This window comes from Flavobacterium sp. Root186, from assembly GCF_001428525.1.
Lineage (GTDB): Bacteria > Bacteroidota > Bacteroidia > Flavobacteriales > Flavobacteriaceae > Flavobacterium.
In genome coordinates this window covers 210,684-236,903 of record NZ_LMHW01000001.1, presented here as the reverse complement: position 1 = coordinate 236,903, position 26,220 = coordinate 210,684, and the positions used below count along the sequence as shown (strand labels likewise).

Annotated in this window: 13 protein-coding genes; all 13 read left to right on the top strand. The window is 36.4% G+C overall.

Annotated features, from left to right (window positions below; genetic code table 11):
• Window positions 1-89 precede the first annotated feature (89 nt).
• The 13 genes from ASD98_RS00870 to ASD98_RS00810 all read left to right on the top strand — a co-directional run bounded on the left by ASD98_RS00870 (window position 90) and on the right by ASD98_RS00810 (window position 26,123).
• Complete coding sequence (locus tag ASD98_RS00870) at window positions 90-1,799, top strand: hypothetical protein (RefSeq protein WP_056198777.1); 1,710 nt, start codon at window positions 90-92, stop codon at window positions 1,797-1,799.
• 71 nt (window positions 1,800-1,870) lie between these two features.
• Window positions 1,871-2,545 carry a DUF3826 domain-containing protein gene (locus tag ASD98_RS00865; protein ID WP_056199607.1) on the top strand — a complete coding sequence of 225 codons (675 nt, stop codon included), beginning with the start codon at window positions 1,871-1,873 and terminating at the stop codon, window positions 2,543-2,545.
• Window positions 2,546-2,692: 147 nt separating this feature from the next.
• A complete protein-coding gene (locus ASD98_RS00860) occupies window positions 2,693-4,399 on the top strand; it encodes a hypothetical protein (RefSeq protein ID WP_056198774.1) in 1,707 nt (568 codons plus the stop codon).
• Window positions 4,400-4,752: 353 nt separating this feature from the next.
• Complete coding sequence (locus ASD98_RS00855) at window positions 4,753-7,839, top strand: DUF6298 domain-containing protein (protein ID WP_242412051.1); 3,087 nt, start codon at window positions 4,753-4,755, stop codon at window positions 7,837-7,839.
• A 134-nt stretch (window positions 7,840-7,973) separates the two neighbouring features.
• Window positions 7,974-9,377: a glycoside hydrolase family 140 protein gene (locus ASD98_RS00850; protein ID WP_056198769.1), complete on the top strand. Its 1,404-nt coding sequence runs from the start codon at window positions 7,974-7,976 to the stop codon at window positions 9,375-9,377.
• Window positions 9,378-9,675: 298 nt separating this feature from the next.
• Window positions 9,676-11,244 carry a glycoside hydrolase family 28 protein gene (locus ASD98_RS00845; protein ID WP_056198766.1) on the top strand — a complete coding sequence of 523 codons (1,569 nt, stop codon included), beginning with the start codon at window positions 9,676-9,678 and terminating at the stop codon, window positions 11,242-11,244.
• 81 nt (window positions 11,245-11,325) lie between these two features.
• Entirely contained in the window at window positions 11,326-12,246 is a 921-nt protein-coding gene (locus tag ASD98_RS00840) for a glycoside hydrolase family 43 protein (protein WP_056198763.1), read from the top strand.
• Between the two features lie 151 nt (window positions 12,247-12,397).
• Window positions 12,398-14,257 (top strand): six-hairpin glycosidase, encoded by a 1,860-nt coding sequence (locus tag ASD98_RS00835; protein ID WP_056198761.1) that lies wholly within the window; start codon window positions 12,398-12,400, stop codon window positions 14,255-14,257.
• A gap of 282 nt (window positions 14,258-14,539) precedes the next feature.
• On the top strand, window positions 14,540-17,227 hold the full coding sequence (locus ASD98_RS00830; RefSeq protein ID WP_242412050.1) for a glycoside hydrolase family 78 protein: 2,688 nt from the start codon (window positions 14,540-14,542) through the stop codon (window positions 17,225-17,227).
• A 218-nt stretch (window positions 17,228-17,445) separates the two neighbouring features.
• Window positions 17,446-18,864 (top strand): acetylxylan esterase, encoded by a 1,419-nt coding sequence (locus ASD98_RS00825; protein WP_056198756.1) that lies wholly within the window; start codon window positions 17,446-17,448, stop codon window positions 18,862-18,864.
• Between the two features lie 91 nt (window positions 18,865-18,955).
• On the top strand, window positions 18,956-21,412 hold the full coding sequence (locus tag ASD98_RS00820; RefSeq protein WP_056198753.1) for a glycoside hydrolase N-terminal domain-containing protein: 2,457 nt from the start codon (window positions 18,956-18,958) through the stop codon (window positions 21,410-21,412).
• 233 nt (window positions 21,413-21,645) lie between these two features.
• A complete protein-coding gene (locus tag ASD98_RS00815; RefSeq protein ID WP_056198750.1) occupies window positions 21,646-23,211 on the top strand; it encodes a glycosyl hydrolase family 65 protein in 1,566 nt (521 codons plus the stop codon).
• A gap of 161 nt (window positions 23,212-23,372) precedes the next feature.
• Window positions 23,373-26,123 (top strand): glycoside hydrolase family 78 protein, encoded by a 2,751-nt coding sequence (locus tag ASD98_RS00810; protein ID WP_056198746.1) that lies wholly within the window; start codon window positions 23,373-23,375, stop codon window positions 26,121-26,123.
• Window positions 26,124-26,220: the final 97 nt, after the last annotated feature.

Here is a 26,220-nt window from a genome sequence, read left to right as displayed (position 1 = left end):
AACAAAATTAAACATGACAAATCTTCACCTGTATTCTACTTAGATGCAGGTGATTTGTTTAAAAAGAATTACCAAAAGAAAGAATTAACATGAAAAACTCCGCATTATTTATCGCAACTCTGTTTTTTTTGGGAAGTGCAAAGTGTTTTGCCCAATATCCTAAAATTACTCCCGAAGTTCAGGCGCAATCCAAAGTTATTATGGATGAAGCTGAAAAACGTTCAGATGAAGCTTGGGAAAAAGCCCTTGTAATTATTGAGGAAGAAGCCAAACATGGCAAACCTTATATTCCGTGGGCATCAAGACCAAACGATTTACCTCAGGCAGAAATCCCTTCTTTCCCTGGTGCTGAAGGTGGAGGAATGTACACTTTTGGTGGTCGTGGCGGAAACGTTTATACGGTTACAAGTTTAGAAGACAGCGGACCTGGAACTTTAAGAGAAGCGTGCGAAAAAGGTGGAGCCAGAATTATTGTTTTCAATGTTTCCGGAATTATCAGAATCAAAAGTCCCTTGATTATCCGTGCACCTTATATTACTATTGCAGGACAAACTGCTCCAGGAGATGGTATTTGCGTAGCAGGAGAATCTGTTTGGATCAATACACATGATGTTGTAATCAGACACATGCGTTTTCGTAGAGGAGAAACTTTCGTAGGTCGTCGTGATGATGCTATTGGAGGAAATCCTGTTGGAAATATTATGATCGACCACGTTTCTGCAACTTGGGGATTAGATGAAAACATGTCTATGTACAGACACATTTACAGCCCTGGAGCTGGTTATGCAGACCAAAAAGTAGGGACTGTAAATATTACAATCCAAAATAGTTTATTCGGAGAAGCTTTAGATACTTATAATCACGCTTTCGGAAGTACTTTAGGTGGAGAAAATTGTGCATTTATCAGAAATATGTGGGCTAACAATGGAGGAAGAAATCCTTCAATAGGATGGAATGGTATTTTCAATTTTGCAAACAATGTGGTTTTTAATTGGTACAACAGATCTACAGATGGTGGCGATTATACGGCTATCTACAACATTATGAATAACTATTATAAGCCAGGACCGGTAACGGATTTGACTCAGCCAATTAGCTATAGAATATTAAAACCGGAATCTGGAAGAAGCAAATTGCCTTATCAGGTTTTTGGTAGAGCTTATGTAAGCGGAAACATTGTTGCTGGCAACGATAAAGTATCAAAAGACAACTGGGATGGTGGTGTGCAGGTTGAAAATAAAAAAGGAGAATTAATGACATTTGATGAGGCTAAAGTGTTTTTCGATAAAATGAAAGCCGACAAACCTTATCCAATGCCTTGGTTCCGTCCATTTATGAAAGCGGATGAAGCTTATGAATATGTATTGAAAAATGTTGGAGCAACTTTACCAATTAGAGATAAGGTTGATGAGAGAATCGTAAGAACAGTAAAAACAGGAGTTCCTGAATATGCAAAAGGATTAGAGAAAAAAGAGTTCTATCAATTCGAACACAGACGTTTACCAATGGATTCTTATAAAAAAGGAATTATTACTGATATTTCTCAAGTTGGAGGATATCCGGAATACAAAGGAAAACCTTATGTAGATACAGACAAAGACGGTATGCCGGATGCATGGGAGAAAAAATACGGTTTAAATCCAAATGATGCATCTGATGCAAAAGGAGATTTAAACGGAGACGGGTATACTAATATTGAAGATTACATTAACGGTGTAAATCCTGCAATAAAAGTAGACTGGAAAGATTTAGCTAATAATAAAGAAACATTAGTTAGACCTTTATTAGATTTAAAATAAGGAACATTTTGAAAACATTCTTGTTTCGCAATGAAATGAGAATGTTTTTAAATATTAAAATATCACGAAAGATGGCATTAAGAAAATTTAATATTAGTTTTTTATCATTGGTTTTTGCATTTTCAGCATTAAATGCACAGCAGCATTTAGACCCTGAATATATCAAAGTTACCAATGAAAGAGCAGCAAAAATCGTTGCAAAATTAGACTTAAAAGATGCTAAAAAAGAAACATCAGTTTCAAATATTGTAGCGCAGCAATTCAGGGATTTAAGTGAAATTCAGGACGGAAGAGACACTGAAATCAAAAAGTTAAAAGAGGATACAAGTTTAGGAAAAGAAAAGCAAAACGAAAAGATTGATAAACTGAAATCAAAAGCAGACGAATCAATTGAAAAACTACATAAATCTTACCTAAAAAAATTAGGCAAAGAATTGTCAGAGGAAAAAATTACTGAAGTTAAGGATGGAATGACCTATGGTGTACTTCCAATCACAGTTGCAGGTTATAACGATATGCTGCCAAATTTAACTGCAGAGCAAAAAGACTATATCTACAAAGCTTTAGTAGAAGCCAGAGAACATGCGATGGACGGTGGCTCATCTAAAGAAAAACACGGATGGTTTGGTAAATACAAAGGAAGAATCAATAACTATTTATCAAAACAAGGTTACGATCTCAACAAGGAAAGTGCTGACTGGCACAAACGTATTGAAGAAAGAGAGAAAACCAAAGCAGGTCAATAAGAACTTATTAGCCCTTAGTAATTAGTGAAGAGTGATTAGTTTTTTAATGACTGAAAAAACAATTTATTACTAAATACTAAGAATTAAGTACTAATCACAAAAAGCTAATTACTAAGAACCAATCACTAAGTACTAAGAACTAAACAAATGCAGACTATCTTCCCAATAACCACATTAAAAAGAACCATGATGATTTTTTCATTTTGTTCTTTTTTTACTTCAGCATATGCACAATATCCCGAAATTCCGAAACCGCTTCAAGACAAAGCCGATGCAATTTTGGCTGATGAAGAAAAAAGGTTAGCCGAAATTTGGACAAATAACTACAGTACCATTCAGGCAGAAGCAAAACAAGGAAAACCTTATTTACCTTGGGCCTCTTACCCTAAAGATTTTGTTCAGGCAGATATTCCTGCTTTTCCGGGAGCCGAAGGCGGAGGTGCATTTACACAAGGCGGCCGCGGTGGAAAAATATTTGTTGTAACCAGCTTAGAAGACAGCGGAAAAGGAACTTTTCGTGAAGCCTGCGAAGCCGTTGGAGCCAGAACAATCGTATTTAATGTTTCTGGAATAATTCAATTGAAAAAAAGAATCAGCATGCGTGCGCCGTACGTTACAATCGCAGGACAAACTGCTCCGGGCGACGGAATTTGCATTGCAGGAGAAACGCTGGAAATCGATACACACGACGTAATTATCAGACACATGCGTTTCAGACGTGGTGCAACAGAAGTTACAAGAAGAGATGACGCTCTTGGCGGAAATCCAATTGGAAATATAATCGTAGACCACTGCTCTGTAAGCTGGGGATTAGACGAAAATATTTCATTATACAGACATCAGTTTCAGGCTAATGATAAATCAAAATTAGAAAAACTGCCAGCTTGTAATATTACCATTCAAAATACCATTTCCTCAGAAGGTTTAGATACTTATAATCACGCTTTCGGGAGTACAATCGGCGGGTTAAATAGTACTTTTATGCGTAATTTATGGGCCGATAATATTTCAAGAAATGCTTCTATTGGAATGTATGGCGATTTTAATTTTGTAAACAATGTGATTTTCAATTGGTGGAATCGTTCTCTTGACGGAGGAGATTATCGTTCGATGTTTAACATCATCAATAATTATTTTAAACCAGGACCAATTACACCGGCAGATCAGCCAATTCGTTATAGAATTCTAAAACCGGAATCAGGATATATGAAGCCAAAAACATACGGAAGAGCTTATGTTTCCGGGAATTTTATTGTTGGTTCTCCTGAAGTTACAGCCGATAACTGGAATGGCGGCGTGCAGCTAGAAGATCTTCCGGAAGCAGAAGTAAAATCATATTTAGAATTTATCAAACAGCCAAAAGCTTTTACAATGCCTCATATTACGATTATGAAAGCAGAAGAAGCTTATGAATTTGTTTTGAATAATGTTGGAGCAACAATTCCGAAAAGAGATGCTGTTGACGAAAGAATTATCAAGCAAGTCCGCACAGGAAAAATTGAAGTTAAAGACGGTTTAGAAAATGCCATTGGAAAAGATTTTATTAAAAGAAGATTACCAGCAGACTCTTATAAAAAAGGAATTATAACACATCCTGACCAAGTTGGCGGATATCCAACTTATAAAGGAAAAGCTTATAAAGATTCTGATAATGACGGAATTCCGGATAATTGGGAAAAGAAAAACGGCTTAAACCCAAATGATGCTTCAGATGCTAATAAAGATGCAAACGGTGACGGATACACCAATATCGAGAAATATTTTAACGGAATCGATCCAAGCAGTAAAATAGACTGGACAAAAACCGAAAATAACATGGATACATTGGCGAAATTAAAGGCATTATTGCAATAAAATATCAAGACCTAACAGGTTTTTAAAATCTGTTAGGTCTCTTAACATAATACATCAATCTAGTTTTGTCATTTCGACATAAGGAGACTCGAGCGATAGCGAACTGGTGAAGCAAATCTTCGCAAGAAACTCCTCAAAGTATATCAATCTTTGTCGATTTAGCAACGAAGATTTCTCCTTCGTCGAAATGACAAGATTGGAGAAAATAGGATTTTATAAATTTATTGTTCCTTAAAAGATTAATTTTAAGAATCTAAACTCTGAAATTTAAATTAAGAAAAAAAGTGAATTTCGATCAATTAAAAAATATAGTTTCTTCTTTCAAAAACACATTTTCTTTAATGTGTATTACTATGTTTATTAGCGGAAACATTACAGCCCAAAACAATTTTCCAGACATTATCAAAACCAAAGAAGGAAAACTTTCTTTTACAGCAGATAATAAAGGAAACCAAATTCCTGATTTTTCTTATGCAGGATATATGGCCTCTGAAAAAGCAATTCCGAACGTGGAGAATAAAATTTTTGTTCCGAAGCAAGAAGAAGATGCCACTCAAAGAATTCAGGCAGCGATTGATTATGTAAGTAATTTGAAACCAAACAAATCTGGTTTTCGAGGTGCAATACTTTTAGATAAAGGAACTTTTAAAATCAACGGAACTTTATTCATCAAAAAAACCGGAGTTATCTTACGCGGAAGCGGCAACAATGAAAACGGAACTATTCTTTTAGGAACCGGATTAAACAGAGAAGCCATAATTAGAATTTTAGGCGTTGATGATAAAAAATTGGACGAAACTTTCGAATTCAACACAACCTATACACCACTTGGTACAAAAGCAATTCAGTTAAAAAACGCTTCAAAACTAAAAGTATCTGACGAAATCATCATCACAAAACCTTTAACCGATAATTGGATTAAAGAGTTAAAAATGGATGATTTTGGTGCAGAAACAGGCTGGGTTGGCTGGAAAAAAAACGATTGGGATATTACTTGGAACAGAGTCGTTGTGAAAATCAATGGCAATGAAGTTACATTAAACGCTCCATTAACGATGACTTTAGATGATGTTTACGGAACTGCAAAAATTACAGCGTATACTTGGCCGGGAAGAATCGAGCAAATCGGAATTGAAAATATTTTATTGAAATCAGCTTATGATACGTCAAAACCAAAAGACGAAGAACATAGATGGTTAGGAATCAGCATCGAAAACACAAAAAATGCGTGGGTAAAACAAGTTAGTTTCAAGCATTTTGCAGGCGGTGCCGTTTCGGTATTAAAATCAGCACAGCAAATTACAGTTGAAGATTGTATTGCAACAGAACCAGTTTCTGAAATTGCAGGTTTTAGACGCCACACTTTTTACACAGAAGGGCAGCAGACTTTATTTCAGCGTTGTTACTCTGAACATGGTTACCACGATTTTGCGGTAGGTGGTTTCGGAACAACGGGGCCAAATGTGTTTATTCAATGCGAATCATTTTTACCTTTTAATAACAGCGGTGCGATCGGAAGCTGGGCTACAGGAATATTATTTGAAATTTCTTATGTAGACGGTCACGCTTTAAGCTACAACAACAGAGAACAGAACGGAAGAGGAGCAGGATGGACGGCTGCAAATAGTGTTATCTGGGAAACATCAGCATCTAAAATTGAATGTTATAGTCCGCCAACAGCACAAAACTGGGCTTTCGGAACTTGGGGCGGCATCATGGCCGGTGACGGACATTGGAAAGACGTAAATAACCACATTTCTCCGAGAAGTTTGTTTTACGCACAATTAGAAAACAGATTAGAAAAACTTCCAGTAAACCCATATATCTACGATTTAGGTTCAGAACCTTCTTCAAGTCCAACAATGGAAGTCGCGCAAGAATTAACTAAAAATTCAGCTGCTCCAAAAGAAAGTTTGGTCGAATGGATTGCAGAAGTTTCAAAAGCAAATCCAATTGATACCAATATTTCAGGTCTTAAAAACGCAAATGATTTAAAAATAAATTCGGCACAAAATACAATTTCAGATAAAAAAGTAATCACAAAAAACGGCTGGCTTACTTATGATAATAAAGTAATTGCCGGAAACAGATTAAGCGTACCGTGGTGGCGCGGAAGCCTTAGAGACAGCGATATTTCTAAATCAGTTCCGGATGTTACCAGATTCGTTCCGGGAAGAACTGGAACCGGATTCACAGATAATATCAATGAAGTTTCAGATTATTTGAGTACCAATAATATGGTCGCTTTAGAACATAATTATGGTTTATGGTATGAGAGAAGAATGGACGATCACGAACGCGTTCGCCGTTTTGATGCCGATGTCTGGCCTCCGTTTTACGAACAGCCATTTGCCAGAAGCGGTCAGGATTTGGCTTGGGATCAATTAAGTAAATACGATTTAACAAAATTCAACGATTGGTATTGGGATCGTTTGGCACTTTTTGCTAACGTAGCCGAAATAAAAGGACAAGTATTAGTCAATCAGCAATATTTTCAGCATAATATTATAGAAGCTGGAGCACATTGGTCAAGTTCGCCTTGGCGTTCCGCAAACAATATAAACAGCACAGGTTTTCCGGAACCTCCGCCGTATGCAGGAGACAAGCGTATTTTCATGGCAGAACAGTTTTACGATGTTAATAATCCTGCAAGAAGAAAATTGCATGAAGGATTCATCAGAAAATCTTTGGAGAATTTTAAGGAAAACAGCAACATAATTCAGTTAACAAGTGCCGAATATACTGGTCCACTACACTTTATGGAATTCTGGCTGGACGAAGTTCAAAAATGGAAAGACGAAACGAATAAAAAAGCAATCATAGGTTTAAGTGCCACAAAAGATGTTCAGGATGCTATTTTAAATGATGCCAAAAGAGCCAAAACAGTAGACGCAATTGACATTCGTTATTGGTATTACAAAGAAGACGGATCGGCTTATGCACCAGAAGGCGGAAAAAATCTAGCGCCAAGACAACACGCGAGAAAATTAAAAACCGGAAAAGAAACAGACAATCAGGTTTATAGAGCCGTTCGTGAATACAGAGAAAAATATCCTGAAAAAGTAATTTTATACTCAACAGATGGTTCACCAAGATTTGGATGGCCGGCTTTAATGGCGGGAGCGTCAATGCCAAATATTCCAAAAATTGAATTGCCTGAGTTTTATGCAGCTTTAAGCGAAATGAAATTAGTAGAAGGAAACACGTTTTCAGATAATCTTTGGAAACTGGAAAATAAAGGAAAAAGCTACCTTTTCTATTTAAAAAACGATCAGGAAATTTCAATTGATTTGTCGAATACAAAAGGAACTTTCGAAGTTTACGCCATAAACGCAGCAACAGGAAAAATTACAAAAAAAGCAAATATAAACGGAGGAAAAACAGTAGTAATTCCGCAATCAGAAATCAAAGAAAAAGTGCTTTTCATAGTGAAAAAATAAAAGAGTCATTAGCCACGACTCGAACGATAGTGAACAGGCGAAGCAATTCACGAATTATTTATAATCATATTCAAATAAAAATTCGTGAATTCGTGGCAAAAAACTACAAAATATAATTTCAAAATAAAACCAAAATGAATCTGAAAATTAAATATTTATACGCCCTTTGTATAAGCTTTTTGTTGACAGCACAAAGCGGATTCTCGCAATCTCAAACAAAAGGTGCTTTACCTCAAATCAAAGTTTCTAAAAATCAGCATTATTTTGTTACCGAAAACGAAAAACCTTTTTTCTGGTTAGGTGATACAGGCTGGCTGACATTCGGAAAATTAGATAGAGCAGGAGTTGATAAATACTTTAAAGACAGAAAAGAAAAAGGATTCAATGTAGTTCAGGTCATGGTTCTGCATAATATAAACGCTGTGAATGTTTATGGAAGTGCAGCTTTAATTAACGAAGATGTTTCAAAACCTTTAATCACGGCCGGAAATAATTTCAACAACAAACAAGAATACGATTATTGGGATCACGTAGATTTCACTTTGGATGTTGCTCAGAAAAATGGAATCTACGTTGCAATGGTTCCGGTTTGGGGAACAAATGTTTCAAAAGGAAACAAAATCAATAAAGAACAAGCGGAAAAATACGCGAAATTTTTAGCTGACAGATATAAAAACAGAACCAATGTAATTTGGCTAAACGGTGGAGACACACATGGAAACGAATTTATGGATATCTGGAACGCGATAGGAAATACTTTAAAAACCAATAATCCAGACCAGTTAGTGACTTTTCACCCATTTGGAAGAACCGATTCTTCTGAGAATTATCATAACGAAAAATGGTTAGATTTCAATATGTTCCAATCGGGACACAGAAGATACGATCAGGATTCAATACAAACGAATTTCAAAGAAGACAATTATAAATTCGTGCTAAGAGATTTCGAATTAAAACCAACAAAACCTACACTTGACGGAGAGCCATCTTACGAAGGAATTCCACATGGTTTACACGACACTTTACAGCCAAAATGGACAGACAATGACGTTCGCCGTTACGGATATTGGTCGGTTCTTTCAGGTGCTGCAGGGTACACATACGGACATAACGCTGTAATGCAGATGTTCAGAAAAGGCGATAAACCAGCCTACGGAAACAAAGAATTATGGACATCGGCAATCAATGCTCCAGGTGCTAAACAAATGGTCTATATTAAGAAATTAATAGAAGAATTTCCATTTTTAGAAGGAGTTCCAGATGTTTCTTTAGTTTTAAATCAAGGTGAGAAATACGATTATATTCCGGCCATAAGAGGAGAAAAATACGCTTTGCTATACACTTACAACGGAAGAATAATAGAAGTAAAACTAGGAAAAATTTCAGGAGATAAATTCGAAGCGATTTGGTACAATCCAAGAAACGGGAAGAAAACTAAAATTGGAACATTTGATAATAAAGGAACTCAAAACTTTCAACCAGAAGGTAAAAAAGAAGATGGCAATGACTGGGTTTTGATTTTGAAATCTACTAAGTGATTAGTGAAAAGTAAAAAGTAATTAGTGAAATGCAATTCGTGAATAATCACGGGTTATCCACAATCTTGTCATTTCGACGAAGGAGAAATCTTCGCAAGAAACTCTACAAAGTTGATCAACCATGCGGAGCTACTAACGAGGATTTCTCCTTACGTCGAAATGATAAAAAATGAGAATATAATACTCTCGCAGATTTGACAGATCAAGCAGATAAAAAATCATTTTAATCTGTTAAATCAGTGGCAAAAAAAAAATCAGCACAATCTGCAAAATCTGTGAGAGAACAAAAAAATAAACTATGAAAAACATACTAATAACACTCTGCTTCATTCTCGGATTAAACACCGCTTTCGCAAACGACGGCTGGTTGAACATCCTAAACGAAGGCGGAAACAACAAAGGAATAAAATGCACACAAGCCATTCAGAATGCGATCGAAAAAGCATCTAAAAACGGGGGAGGAACCATTTTTTTTCCTGCTGGAGAATATCTTACTGGAGCATTAACACTAAAAAGCAACATCACCATTCATTTAGATTCAGGAGCACTTTTAAAGTTTTCAGAGAACTTCGATGATTTTCTTCCGTATGTAGAAATGCGTTACGAAGGAATCGTGATGAAAAGTTTCCAGCCCTTATTTTATGCCAAAGATGTAGAAAATATTACCATTACAGGAAGAGGTGTAATCGACGGACAAGGAAAAGCGTGGTGGAATGAAGTGTACCGAATTGAAACTGCCAAAGAACCACTTCCTCCGACGAAATATCAAACGATGTGGGAAGAGCAAAATAAAGGACTTTACACAGAACCATATTACAAAAGAACAGTTGACAAGAAATTCTTCAGGCCTTCTTTTTTTCAGGCTTATAACTGCAAAAACATTTTAATTGAAGGTGTTACGTTTCAAAATTCACCTTTTTGGACCATCAACCCAGAATTTTGTGATAATGTAACGGTTACCGGAATTTCAATTTTTAACCCGCATTCACCAAATACAGATGGAATTAACCCTTCTTCTTGCACCAATGTTCATATTTCAAACTGCCACATCAGCGTTGGAGACGATTGTATTACCATTAAATCAGGAAGAGATGGCGACGGTCGTAAATACGGAAAAGCGACAGAAAATGTTACCATTACCAATTGTACCATGTTAAGCGGTCACGGTGGTGTTGTAATAGGAAGCGAAATGTCTGGCGGAATCAAGAAAATCACGATTTCAAATTGTGTTTTTGACGGAACAGACCGTGGTATTCGTATTAAATCGGCTCGCGGTCGTGGAGGTGTTGTAGAAGACATTCGAGTAGACAATATCGTAATGAAAAACATCAAAGAAGAAGCCATTATTTTGGATTTATTCTATGATAAAGATAATAAGGCAGAGCCCGTTACAGAACGTACGCCTATTTTTAGAAACATTCATATCAGTAACGTTACGGGTGGAAATGTAAATAAAGCGGGTTTTATTCGTGGAATTTCCGAAATGCCAATTCAAAACATATCATTCTCTAATATTAACATGGATGGAAAAGAAGGTTTTACCGTTAATACAGCCACAGATGTTGAATTTCACGATGTAAAAGTAAATGCAACGGTTGGTTCCTCTTTCAAAATAGCAGATTCAAAAAACCTTATTTTAGATAATGTTGGTTCATCGACGCCAATAAAAGGAATTCCGGTTATCAAAATAGAGAATGCATCAAACATTATGATTAATAATAATTTTCCATTTAATGCAACCGATGTTTTCATCGAAGCAAATGGAAAAGAAACAAAGAATGTTTTCCTGAAAAATAATGTTTTTAACAACGTAACAACGGTAGTTAAAAAAGGAAAAGATCTGGATAAAAAAGCGATTGCAGAATAACATAATAATACAACACTGATTTCACGAATTTACACCAATTCAATTCGTGCTAATTAGTGAAATTAGTGTTTAATAAACATCATGAAAAAAATCTTCATCATACTAGCTTTCTGTTTTTTTGCGATGAGTTATTCGCAGAAAAAGAAAGACCTATATCTTTTTACGTCGTTTAGAGAACCAGCCACCGAAGGTTTGTATCTGGCGTACAGCGAAGACGGTTACAAATGGAAAGGTTTGGAAGGATCGTTCTTAAAACCGGAAATCGGCGCAAGCAAAATCATGCGCGATCCATCCATCACAAAAGGAGCAGACGGAACGTATCACATGGTTTGGACAACCGACTGGAAAGGCGGAAACGGTTTTGGATATGCCAGTTCTAAAGATTTAATGCATTGGTCAGAACAGCAATATATTCCGGTTATGAAAAACGAGCCAGAAGTCGTAAACGTTTGGGCGCCTGAAATTTTTTATGATGATGTCAAAAAAGAATACATTATTATCTGGGCATCGACAATTCCGTTCCGATTTGAAAAAGGAGTAGAAGAAGAAAAAAACAACCACAGAATGTATTATGTAACGACCAAAGATTTTAAAACATTCTCTGATACAAAATTATATTACGATCCAGGTTTCAGCGTAATTGACTGCGTGATTGTAAAGAAAGGCAAGAAAGATTATGTTTTGGTTTTGAAAGACAATACTAGACCCATGCGCAACATAAAAGTGGCGTTCGGAAAATCGCCTTTAGGACCGTTCAAGAAAAGTTCGGAGCCATTGACGGAATATCTATCAGAAGGACCAACGGTGGTAAAAGTCGGTAAAAACTGGTTGTTGTATTATGACAATTATGGTTCAAAAAATTATAAAGCTTTAAGCACTTCAGATTTTGTTCATTTTGAAGATGTTTCATCAAAAATAAGTCTTCCGGAAGGGCACAAACACGGAACGATTACTACAATTTCTGAAGAAGTTTTAAAGGGATTAATTGAAAAGAAAAATTAGAAGAAAATTTCACGCAGATTTAAATTGATTAAAACAGATCAGGCAGATTTTTAATTTTTAGTCTAATTAAATAAAATCAGAAAGATAAAAATAATATCTGCGGAAATCAGCCAAAATCAGCTAAAATCTGCGTGAAACAAAAATATATAAAATGATTACTTTCCAAAACATAAAAACCAATATCCTAACAGCCACAATTCTGTTGATTGGTACAGCTGTAAATGCCCAAAATGACACTGTGCGCTATGTTGGTAAAACACTTTCAAATGTCGATTATCATCACGGACAGTTAAGTCCGGCCGTTGGCGTTCACGCTACGCAGATTATGCGTGCAAGCCGTGAACATCCTGAAAAAGCAGATGGTTTTGGATGGACATACAATCACCAGCCAACTATGGCATATTGGAACGATACTTTTTATCTCCAATATTTGAGTGATCCTGCCGGAGAACATATTCCGCCAAGCCAAACATTGATTATGACTTCAAAAGATGGTGTAAGCTGGAAAATGCCAAAAGTAATTTTTCCTATTTATCATATTCCAGACGGATGGAAAAAAGATGGAGTAGAAGGCGTTGCCAAAAATCTGGATGCGATTATGCACCAGAGAATGGGCTTTTATACGTCAAAAGATAAACGACTTTTTGCTTTGGCGTATTACGGAATCGCAATGGATGAAAAAGATGATCCAAATGATGGAAAAGGAATTGGACGTGTCATTCGTGAAATTAAAAAAGACGGAAGTTTTGGCGAAATTTATTTCATCAGATACAATAAATCTTGGGATAAATCGAAATCTGCTTTTCCATTTTATACTCAGGCAAAAGACAAAGGTTTGAAAAAAGCCTGCGAAGAAATCCTTTCAGATCCTTTGGTTTTACAGCAATGGGTTGAAGAAGCCGATCGCGATGACGAATTAATTCCGCTTAAAAAACCATACAAAGCGCTTAGTTCGTATCATTTGCCAAACGGAGATGTTGTAGGTTTATGGAAACACGCTTTGACTTCGATCAGCAAAGACGGCGGAAAATCTTGGGAATATATGCCGCTTCGTGCACCAGGTTTTGTAAACAGTAATGCTAAAATCTGGGGACAAAAAACGTCTGATAATCGTTATGCAACCGTTTACAATCCGTCTGAATATCGTTGGCCATTAGCAATTTCAACCAGTGATGATGGTTTAAATTACAAAGATCTATTGTTGGTTCACGGCGAGATCAGTCCGATGCGTTATGGCGGAAACTACAAATCAGCAGGGCCTCAATATGTTCGTGGTATTTCTGAGGGAGACGGAATTCCGCCTGACGGAAAACTTTGGGTTAGTTACAGCGTTAATAAAGAAGATATTTGGGTAGCGTCGATTCCGGTTCCGGTTGTAAGTGCCGTTACTGAAAATGCAAATGATATTTTTAACGAACTTCCTGACGGACAAGAATTAAAGTTGTGGAATACGTATGATTTGGCTTGGGCATCTACCAAAATTGAAAAGAGAGAGGGTAAAAAATGGCTGACTTTAAGAGATCAGGATTATTTTGATTATGCTCGCGCTGAACGTGTTATTCCGTTTGCAGAAAAAATGGAAGTCACTTTTACGGTTAAACCGGAACAAAATAATCACGGTTTATTGCAGGTTGAATTTCAAAATAAACAAGGATTGCCTGCCGTAAGATTAACGTTTGATTCAGACGGACAATTGAAAACAAAAACCGGAGCGCGTTTTAATACGATTGCAAAATACGAAGCCGGAAAAGAATATAAAGTAAACGTGAAACTGAACGTTAAAACCCGTTCGTACACGATAAAAGTAAACGACGAAAAAGAATCAACAAGAATTTTTTATGCTCCCGTTGATGGTTTTGAGCGAATTATGTTCCGTACAGGCGAGCAAAGATATTCTCCAAATCCGGATACAGCGCCGGATACAGATGATTATGACGATCTGCCTCAAACCGGAAAATTAATCCCAGAAGCAGTATTCAATATCGAATCGTTGATAACGAAGAAATTATAATGATTTTTACCATTAAGAGATTAAGAAAATTAAGTTCAATATATAGTTTGACTCATTGAAGGTCATAAAGTTTCCACACCTAAAGATTAAGTAATTAAATGCTTAATGAACTAAATTTAAGGCTTAGATTTTCGACATAGTGAGCTTAATTTACTTAATATCTTAATGGTTCAATTAAAAATTTATAAAGTGAATATTTCAAAATCCATATTATCCTTCATTTTTCTTTTTTTATTTTTCATCTCGAATGGACAAATTTTGTCTGTGCGCTTAACCACAGAAATGGCCGAAAATCCATTAGCAGTCGTTCAGAATCAGCCGAGACTAAGCTGGCAGTTAGTTTCAAAAGAATCCGATGTATCGCAGATTGCTTACATCATTTTGGTTGCATCTTCGGAAGAAAAACTAAAAAATGACGAAGGTGATATTTGGAACAGCGGAAGGGTAAACTCTAGCAAAAACCTGCACATTTCTTATGGTGGAAGTCCTTTAAAAAATGAAACAAAATATTTCTGGAAGGTTAAAGTGTGGAATCAAACAGGCAAAATTTCGAAATGGAGTAAAACAGCTTCTTTCAGAACCGCTTCGTTAGAATCAGATCTAAATCCGGTTTGGATTGGTGCAATTACAAAAGCCGATAGCCATTTGCCGGAAGGCCGAAATTATCACACAGCCACTTTCAACAGAGAAAAAAAGAATTCGTTTATCAATGCTTCCGATTCATTAGCACGAAGAAGTATTATGCTTCGTAAACCTTTCGGAGTAAAAAAAGAAATCAAAGAAGCCGTAGTTTACATTTCAGGTTTAGGGCATTATGAATTAACAATTAACGGTAAGAAAGTCGGAAACAGTCAATTTGCACCTTTATGGACAGATTACGATAAAACGGTTAATTACAACATTTACGAATTAAGCGCAAAAGAATTAGATAAAGGCGAAAATGTAATTGGCGTGCTTTTAGGAAACGGAATGTACAATACGCTGGCTGAAAGATATACCAAATTTTTCGTGAGTTTTGGTCCGCCGACTTTATTTTTCAAAATGAAAATCAAATATAATGATGGTTCAGAAGAAATTATAAAGTCAGATGAGACTTGGAAATACAGCAAAAGTCCGATTACGTACAACAGCATTTTTGGAGGAGAAGATTTCAATGCCAATTTAGTTCAAAAAGGATGGAACAGTAAAGGTTTCAAAGATTCAGATTGGAAAAAAGTTGTAATTCAGGAAGCTCCAAAAGGAGTTTTAAGACCGCAGACCGCACCGCCAGTTATAATTCAGAAACAATATGAAATTAAAACGGTTAAAGAACTGAAACCGAATTTTTATGTTTTTGATATGGGGCAGAATCTTTCGGGTTTTCCAACCATCAAAGTAAAAGGAAAAAAAGGTCAGACTGTTCGTGTTTGGGTAGCCGAAGATTTAAATGAAGACGGAACTATTGCGCAGGGAAGATCAGGAAAACCATATTATTACGATTACACTTTAAAAGGCGAAGGAACAGAAGAATGGACGCCAAAGTTCAGTTTTTACGGGTTTGAATATATTCAGATTGAGAATGTTAATTACAAAGAAGCTAAAAACAAAGAACTGCCAACGATTTTAGATTTAAAATCAAATTTCATTTATAACTCGGCAGGAGAAGCGGGAAGTTTTGCATGCTCCAACGAGATTTTCAATAAAACACACGAACTGATTAACAATTCGATAAAAAGTAATTTCCAAAGCGTTTTTACCGATTGTCCGCAACGTGAAAAATTAGGATGGCTGGAAGAAATTCATTTGAATGGTCCGGGTTTAATGTTCAATTATAATCTTGAAACTTTTATTCCTGCAACGATGCAGAATATTTCTGATTCACAACGCGATAACGGTTTAATACCGACCATTGTTCCTGAATATGTAATTTTTGGTGGCGATTTTACCGATTCTCCGGAATGGGGCGTAACAGGTGTGATTTTACCTTGGATGTATTATGAATATTATGGCGATGCTTCTTTATTGGAAAAATATTTTCCTGTAATGAAAAAGTATGTGGATTATTTAGGAACAAAAGCTGAAAACCACATTGTTTCTCACGGATTAGGCGATTGGTACGATTACGGAACGCACGCAGCAGGATATTCAAAAAACAGTCCGATTGCACTTTCGGCCACTTCGCATTATTATTACGGAGCATATTTGGTAGGAAAAGCAGCTAAATTATTGAATAAAAAAGAAGATGTTGAGAAATACGAAACTTTAGCTTCTGAGATTAAAACTGCTTTCAACAAAGAATTTTTCAACGAAGAAACCAAACAATATGGTACGAGCAGTCAGTTTAGCAATGCTGTTTCGGTTTTTATGGATATTGTAGAACCGCAATATAAAGAAGCTGTAATGCAAAATTTAATAGCCGATATAAAAGCAAAAGGAGATCGTTTGACAACTGGTGATGTGGGGAATCGTTATTTGTTTCAGGCTTTGGCACAAAATGGCGAAAACGAAACGATGTACAAAATGCACAATCATTATGATGCGCCGGGTTATGGTTTTCAGATTAAATTTGGCTTGACCACTTTAACCGAACAATGGGATCCGAGAAAAGGAAATTCATGGAATCACTTTATGTTGGGGCAGATTGAAGAATGGTTTTATCAAAGTCTGGCCGGAATTAAATCTGATCCTGAAAAACCGGGTTTCAAACATTTCTTTATTCAGCCCGAAGTAGTAGGCGATATGACTTTCGCGAAAGCGGACTATCAATCGGTTTACGGAAAAATTGCCTCATCTTGGGAAAAGAAAAATGGCAAAATTATTCTAAAAGTTGAAATTCCGGTGAATACAAAGGCGACGATAAAATTGCCTGTTGCTAAAAAATCGGAAATTAAGATTGACAATAAAAACGTTAGGACTGGTTTTGATGAAAAGTCTCAAAAGCCATTCTTAGAATTAGGATCTGGAGTTTATACAATTGAGTGTGGATTGTAAAATGCAAAATGTTAAATGTGAAATGGAAGTTGTGATTGTTAAAATGATTGCAATTGAGATTAAAACAATATATAAAATTGAATTGCCTCCAGTTTTAACTGGAGGTAAAAAGAGAGACAAGTAACAGGGCTTAGCCAAATAAATACGTTAGGCTAAAGCCAATATTAGAAATCAAATTATTATCCTCCAGCTAAAGCAGGAGGCAATTCAAAAGATAAATGAAAAACATAAAATACGCCATATTAGCGACAATCTTTGCCTTGACATTTGTAAATGCGCAAAGCACATCTGATACTAATTTTAGAAAACCCGTTTCAGAAACTTTAAAGAAAATCGAAACCGTTTTTAATGTTACCATAAACGACGACCGAGGTTTATTAAAGGGAAAAGAACTCGATTATGCCGATTGGAGAATCGAACCCGGAAATCTCGCTATTTCGTTAACTAATATTCTGGCTCCGTTTGAATTGATGTATTTCAAACAGCCGGACGGAACTTACATTATAAGAAAATATGAAAACCATAAAGTTTCAGTTGATAAAGGAAAAGAACGTTTGTTCTATTTAGAAAGCCTTTATTCGACTAAAGAAGAATGGGAAAAACGTAAAACGGAGTTAAAAGCTTGTATGATTACATCATTTGGTTTAGACAAGGCGCCCCCAACACCAAAATCTAAACCACTTTTAACTCCAAAGAGAATTTATAAAGATTACAGCGTTGAGAATATTGCTTTGGAAATTCTGCCGGGCGTTTATGTAACGGGATCGATTTACAAACCGTATCCGTTAAACAAAAAAGCGGCAATTATTTTAACCCCAGACGGCCATTTCGGCGATGGAAGATATAGAAAAGACGAGCAGTACCGCTGTGCTATGATGGCAAAAATGGGCGCTATTGTAGTCGGTTATGATTTATTTGCGTGGGGAGAATCATTATTGCAGTTTCCAGAAGAAACGCACAGAAACAGCATCGCATCGACGGTTCAGGTTTTGAGCGGTATTCGATTATTGGATTATCTGGCAACAACAAAAAATGCCGATGTGACAAGAGTCGGTGTTACGGGAGGTTCAGGCGGAGGTTCGCACACGATGTTTTTAGCGGCTTTAGATGACAGAATTAAAGTTTCGGCTCCCGTTGTAATGGTTTCATCTCACTTTTCAGGCGGTTGTCCGTGCGAAAGCGGGCGCGGGATTCACCTTTGCGGCAACGGAACAAACAATGCTGAAATCTCGGCAATGATGGCACCAAAACCGCAATTAATAGTTTCTGACGGAAAAGATTGGACATTGGCGGTTCCTGAATTGGAATTTCCTTTTATCCAAAGAACGTATGAATTGTACGGTAAAAAAGATTTGGTGGAGAATGCTCATTTTGCAAAAGAAGGTCATGATTTCGGAGTTTCAAAACGTATGGCTTTGTATCCGTTTATGGCTAAATATTTAGGTTTGGATTTGAATAAAGTGAAGAATGAAAAAGGAGAAATCGACGAATCAACTTGTGTGATTGAACCTTATGATAAATTGTATGTTTTTGGTAATAAAGCCGAAAATTTGCCTAAAAATGCGCTGAAAGATATTGACAAATTATATGAAATGTTTGGCGAGAAAAATAATAAGATTTATGAAGTTAAGAAGTAAGATGTAAAAGATAGCCACGAATTCACGAATTATTTTAAGCCAATTTTAATAATTAAAAATTCGTGAATTCGTGGCGAAAAAAATATACTCTATGAAATTAAAAAATAAAATAGCTGCGATTTGTGTTGGAATTTTTTCGTGTGCTGCAACAGCGCAAAGTAATAGTGATTTAAAACTTTGGTACGATAAACCAGCTGCGATTTGGAACGAAGCTTTGCCTTTGGGGAACGGACGTTTGGGCGCGATGGTTTTTGGAGATCCTGCGGTGGAGCGTCTACAATTGAACGAAGAAACCATTTGGGCAGGTTCGCCAAATAGTAACGCGCACAATAAATCAATAAAAGCTTTGCCAATTGTTCGTCAGTTAATTTTTGACGGAAAATTTGATGAAGCACAGGATTTGGCAACGCAGGATATTATGTCGCAAACCAATGACGGAATGCCGTATCAGACTTTTGGAAGCGTTTATATTTCTTTTAACGGACATCAAAAATATACTGATTATTACAGAGATTTAGATATTAGCAATGCTACGGCAAAAGTAAAATACAAAGTAAACGGCGTTGAATTTACAAGAGAAATTCTGACGGCATTTTCAGATCAGGTTATTGTAGTAAAACTTTCGGCAAGTCAGCCAGGGCAGATTACTTGTAATGTTTTTATGAATAGTCCGATTGATAAGACCGTGGCTTCAACAGAAGAAAATCAAATTATACTTTCGGGTTTAGGAACCAATTTTGAAGGCGTAAAAGGAAAAGTGAAATTTCAGGGAAGACTTACGGCTAAAAATAAAGGAGGTGAAATAAATGCCAGCAACGGAGTTTTAAGCATTAACAAAGCAGATGAAGTAACTTTATACATTGCGATCGCAACGAATTTCAAAAATTATCAGGATATTTCAGAAGATGAAATTGCGAAAAGCAAAGGATATTTGGCGAAAGCCGAAACCAAAGATTTTGAAACGATAAAAAAAGCGCATGTCGATTATTATCAAAAATTCTTCAACAGAGTTTCTTTTGATTTGGGAATAAACGACGCGGCTAAGAAACCAACAAACGAAAGAATCAGAGATTTCTCGAAACAATTCGATCCGCAATTGGCGAGTTTGTATTTCCAATTTGGACGTTATCTTTTAATTTCGAGTTCACAGCCGGGCGGACAACCTGCGAATTTGCAAGGAATTTGGAATGATATGGTTACCCCGCCCTGGGACAGTAAATACACCACAAACATTAATGCCGAAATGAATTATTGGCCTGCACAGGTAACCAATCTTCAGGAAATGCACGAACCATTTGTTCAAATGGCAAAAGAGTTAAGCGTTACGGGAGCAGAAACAGCAAGAATGATGTACAATGCCAGCGGTTGGGTTTTACACCACAATACCGATATTTGGCGTGTTACCGCTCCGGTTGATTCGGCAGCATCTGGAATGTGGCCGACTGGCGGTGCATGGGTTTGTCAGGATTTATGGGAAAGATATTTGTATACAGGAGATAAAAAATATTTAGAAGAGATCTACCCAATTATGAAAGGAGCAGCAGATTTCTTCATTGACTATATGGTTATCGATCCAAATACAAAATACTTGGTAGTGGTGCCGTCAAGTTCGCCTGAAAATACACATGCGGGCGGAACAGGAAAATCTACCATTGCTTCTGGAACGACAATGGACAACCAGTTGGTTTTTGATTTGTTTACGCATGTTATCGAAGCTTCTAAATTGGTTTCTCCAGATGCTGTTTATGTAAAAAAAATAAGCGATGCGCTGGCAAAAATGCCTCCAATGAAAGTAGGTAAACACAGTCAGCTGCAGGAATGGCAGGACGATTGGGACAATCCGAAAGACAATCACCGACATGTTTCGCATTTATACGGATTATATCCAAGTAATCAGATTTCGCCAATTAAAACTCCTGAATTATTTGAAGCGGCCAAACAGTCTCTGATTTACAGAACAGACGAATCTACAGGATGGTCTATGGGCTGGAAAGTGAATTTATGGGCGAGATTATTAGACGGAAATCACGCTTATAAATTAATTCAGGATCAATTGCATTTGGTAACAGCCGACCAAAGAAAAGGCGGCGGAACGTACCCAAATATGTTAGATGCGCATCAGCCCTTTCAAATTGATGGAAACTTTGGATGCACAGCCGGTTTTGCCGAAATGTTAATGCAGAGTCAGGAAGATGCGATTCATTTATTACCGGCTTTACCAAGTGTTTGGAAAGACGGAAGCATAAAAGGTTTGGTTGCCAGAGGCGGATTTGTAATTGATATGACATGGAAAAACAATAAAGTTTCGGAGTTGAAAATCTATTCGAAAATTGGAGGAAATTGCAGATTGAAAGTAGAAAATACTTTAAAAGGATCTTCGCTTAAAAAAGCAAAAGGGAAAAACACGAATCCGTTGTTTTATGATGTGGAAGTGAAGAAACCCATTATTTCGGATCTAGCGAAACTGGATAATGTAAAACTGCCAAATTATAATATTTACGATGTGAATATGAAAGCTGGACAGACGTATACTTTTACAGGGAATTAATAAATGTCGTATCCTAACAGGTTTTTAAAACCTGTTAGGTATTAACTTTAGATAACGATTATCTGAATTGCCTCCAGCTTTAGCTGGAGAATAAAAGAAGAAAAGTCTTTGGCTTTAGCCTAACTAAGCATTCGGCTAAAGCCATTGGAGATGCATTTATTACAACCTCCAGCTAAAGCAGGAGGCAACTCAAAAACAAGAACAAAAAAACAAAGCTGAATAATAATTCTAATATGTTACAAAATTTCAAATACAAAATAGTTGTTTTTATAATTTTGATTGCAACTTTAAACAGCTGTAAATCGGGCGCAGACTATTCTCAAAAAGGAAAAGCAATCATTTTAAAAGAAAAAAACTTCAAACATTATGTTGATTATTTCAACTCGATGGAGGATGAAAATTTAAAATTTGCGATTCCGAATGACAGTGCGTGGACTTGGATGGAAAAGAATATTCCGTTGTTTGAATGTCCGCAGCAGAATTTTGAGGAGATTTACTATTTCCGCTGGTGGAGCGCGCGAAAACATATCAAGAAAACACCGCAGGGATTTGCGATAACTGAGTTTTTGGTAGACCGTTCGTATGCAGATAAATACAATATGATTAGTTGTGCTTTGGGGCATCATATTAATGAATTTCGATGGGTTCATGATCCGCAGTATATTGAGCAAGACGTTCATTTGTGGTTTAGAGGAAATGACGGAAAGCCTATGAAAAAGCTTAGAACGTTCAGCAGCTGGACGGCGGATGCTTTGTACAACCGTTATTTGGTAAATAAAGATGATAAGTTTTTATTGGATATTTATCCTAATTTGGTTGCCGAATATTCGGCTTGGGAAGGAGACAGAAAACGTAAAGACGGTTTGTTCTGGCAGTTTGATGTAAAAGACGGAATGGAAGAATCGTTGAGCGGTGCGAGAAAATTTAGAAACGCGCGCCCAACGATTAACAGTTATATGTTCGGCAATGCTCAGGCTTTGGCAAAAATGGCCAAGTTGAAAGGCGACTCGAATAAGGCAAGTTATTTTTTAGCGAAAGCCGATACACTTCAAAAATTGGTTGAAACCAAATTATGGAATGCTAAAAGCGAATTTTTTGAGACCTTTACAGAAAAAGATACTTTAGCGCAAGTTAGAGAAGCAATCGGATTTATTCCGTGGTATTTTAATCTGCCGGAAAAAAATAAAGGTTTTGAAAAAGCATGGGAGCAGATTAAAGATGAAAAAGGATTTTCGGCACCATTTGGGTTGACGACAGCCGAGAGAAGAAGTCCGCGTTTTAGATCGCATGGAACCGGGACCTGCGAGTGGGATGGGGCGATCTGGCCATTTGCAAGTTCGCAGACCTTAACGGCTTTAGCCAATGTCTTGAATAATTACGATCAGAATTTTGTTACCAAAACGGATTATTTCAAACAAATGGACTTGTATGTACAATCTCAGTATTATAGAGGTAAACCTTATTTGGGTGAATATCTGGATGAAACAACAGGATATTGGTTAATGGGCGACAGAGAAAGAAGCCGTTACTATAATCATTCGACTTTTAATGATTTGATGATTACAGGTTTGGTTGGTTTACGCCCGCGAGCAGATGAAAAGATAGAAGTGAATCCGTTGATTCCGCAGGAAAAATGGGATTGGTTTTGTCTGGATAATGTTTTGTATCATGGCAATATTATCACCATTCTTTGGGACAAAACAGGAGAAAAATATAAAAAAGGAAAAGGCTTCAGGATCTTTAAAAACGGAAAAGAAATTGCGCTTTCCGAGAGATTGGAGAAGTTGGTTTCTGAATAAAGCTTAAATTATTTCACCCAGATTTAAAGAGATTTAAGCAGATAAACGCAGATTTTATTTTTGTCATTTGGCAAAATTTCAAGATTAAAAATCAAATTAAATCTGCTCAAATCTGCCAAAATCTGCGTGAAAAAATCCTCACAAAGCATTAAAATAAAATTATGAAAAAGTTTTTTCTACATCTTACAATAATCATTTCACTTTTCACAATTTCGGCGAAAGCCCAAAACAAAATCAGTGTTACAGATTTAAAATGCGAAATGCTCACCAATCCGGAAGGCATTGATGTTTTACAGCCGAGATTGAGCTGGAAAATAAAAGCAAACGTAAATGATGTAAAACAAATTCATTACCAAATTTTAGCTTCTTCGTCTTTAGAAAAATTAAATGCTGGAAACGGTGATTTGTGGGACAGCGGAAAAGTGCAAAGTGACGAATCTGTTAATGTAATTTATAACGGGAAAAAGCTAAAAGACCGACAAGATATTTACTGGAAAGTAATTGTTTCTACAAATAAAGGCGAAGTAAAATCTACAGAAAATGCACATTTCAGCATTGGTATTTTAACCTATGCCGATTGGAAATCGACTCGATGGATTGGCTATGAAAAAGCTTCTCCGGGTGATAGTATTTCGCAGTATTCGAGATTGTCAGCCAGATATTTACGAAAAGAAATCGACCTGAAAAAGAAAGTCAAAAGCGCCAAGGTTTATATTATGGGTATGGGCTTGTACGAGTTATACATTAACGGAAATAAAATTGGAGATCAGGTTTTGGCGCCCGTTCCTACAGATTATACCAAGAATGTAAAATATAATGTTTTTGATGTGACTTCGCAATTGCAGGAAGGAAAAAATGCATTGGGAACGATTTTAGGAAACGGACGTTTTTTTACCATGCGTCAGGATTATAAACCGTATAAAATTAAAACTTTTGGTTATCCAAAAATGGCTTTGCAACTGTTTGTAGAATATGCTGATGGAAGCAAAGACGTTATCCGTACCGACGATACTTGGAAAATCACAACCGACGGACCAATCTTATCCAACAATGAATACGACGGAGAAGAATACGATGCGCGAAAGGAAATGAAAGGCTGGAACACCACGAATTTTGATGATAAAAAATGGCTTTCGGCAGAATATGTTCAGGAACCAGGTGGATTCTATGAAGGACAGATGTCGGCAAATATGAAAGTAAAAGGCGAAGTAAAACCTATTTCAATCAAACAAACACCAAAAGGCACTTATATCTTAGATATGGGACAAAATATGGTGGGTTGGTTACAATTGAAAATAAAAGGAAATGTGGGAGATAAAATCACGATGAAATTTGCAGAATCTTTACAAAAAGATGGTTCATTATACATTGCCAACTTGCGTGATGCTAAAACGACCGATATCTATACTTTAAAAGGCGAAGGCGAAGAAGTTTGGGAACCACGATTTATTTTTCACGGTTTCAGGTTTGTTGAAATTTCAGGTTTCAAAACAAAACCTAGTTTAGAAAATTTTGTTGGAAAAATCGTTTATGATGATATTGCCACAACGGGAACTTTTGATTCTTCTAACTCTATTATGAATCAGATTTTTAAGAATGCGTGGTGGGGAATCAGCGGGAATTATAAAGGAATGCCAATTGATTGTCCGCAAAGAAATGAGCGTCAGCCTTGGTTGGGAGACAGAACAACGGGAGCTTATGGCGAAAGTTTTTTATTCGACAATCAGACTTTGTATGCAAAATGGCTGGATGATATTAAAAACGCACAAACTATAGATGGCGGAATTCCGGATGTAGCACCAGCTTTCTGGCGTTATTACGGCGATAATGTGACGTGGCCGGGAACGTATATTACGGTTTCGGATATGTTGTATCAACAATTTGGAGACAAAAAAGTAGTCGAAAAACAATATCCGTCTATGAAAAAATGGATGGATTATATGGAAGAAAATTATTTGGTTGATGATATTATGACCAAAGATAAATACGGTGATTGGTGCGTTCCGCCAGAATCATTGGAATTAATTCGTTCCAAAGATCCGTCTCGTTTAACAGATGGCGAATTGATTTCGAGTGCTTTTTTCTATCAGCTTTTAAATACCATGAAAAAGTTCGCGGTAATTGCCAATGCTGAGAAAGATATTGCACATTACGATGATTTGGCTTCAAGAATCAAAAAAGCATTCAATGCAAAGTATTTTAATTCAGCCAAAAATAATTACGCCAATAATACCGTAACAGCCAATTTATTGCCTTTGACTTTTGGAATGGTTCAAGAAGAATTACAGCAAAAAGTCTTTGAAAATTTAGTTCATGAAGTAGAAGTAACTAAAAACGGTCACGTAAGCACAGGTGTTATTGGAACTCAGTTTTTGATGCGAACGCTAACTAATTTGGGGCGCGGAGATTTAGCTTTCAAACTGGCATCAAATAAAACCTATCCAAGCTGGGGTTATATGGTCGAAAACGGAGCGACTACGATTTGGGAATTATGGAACGGAAACACAGCAGATCCTGCAATGAATTCGCAAAATCACGTCATGCTTTTGGGCGATTTATTGATTTGGTATTATGAAAATATGGCCGGAATCAAGAGCAATCCTGAAACTCCGGGTTTCAAACAAATCATTATGAAACCGGATTTTAATGCGGGTTTAACGTATGTAAATGCTTCTTACGAATCGGTTTACGGCTTGATTAAAAGTGACTGGAAAAAAGATAAAAAAGCTTTGGTTTGGAATATTACCATTCCTGCAAATAGTTCAGCAGTAGTTTATCTTCCTACAACTGATGTTTCGGCTGTTTCAATCAACAAACAGAAATTAGATAAAACTTCGCATTCTTATAAAACAGAAAAAAGTAATCTTGCTATTACACTTTCTTCAGGAACCTATATTTTAAACGTAAAATAAGCTGCATTTTTAAGAATTCGGGACAGTACAGGATACATCTTTAGATTTTTAGTGTCATTTTTACATTTATTAAATAATTTTGTGCGAAAAATTATTA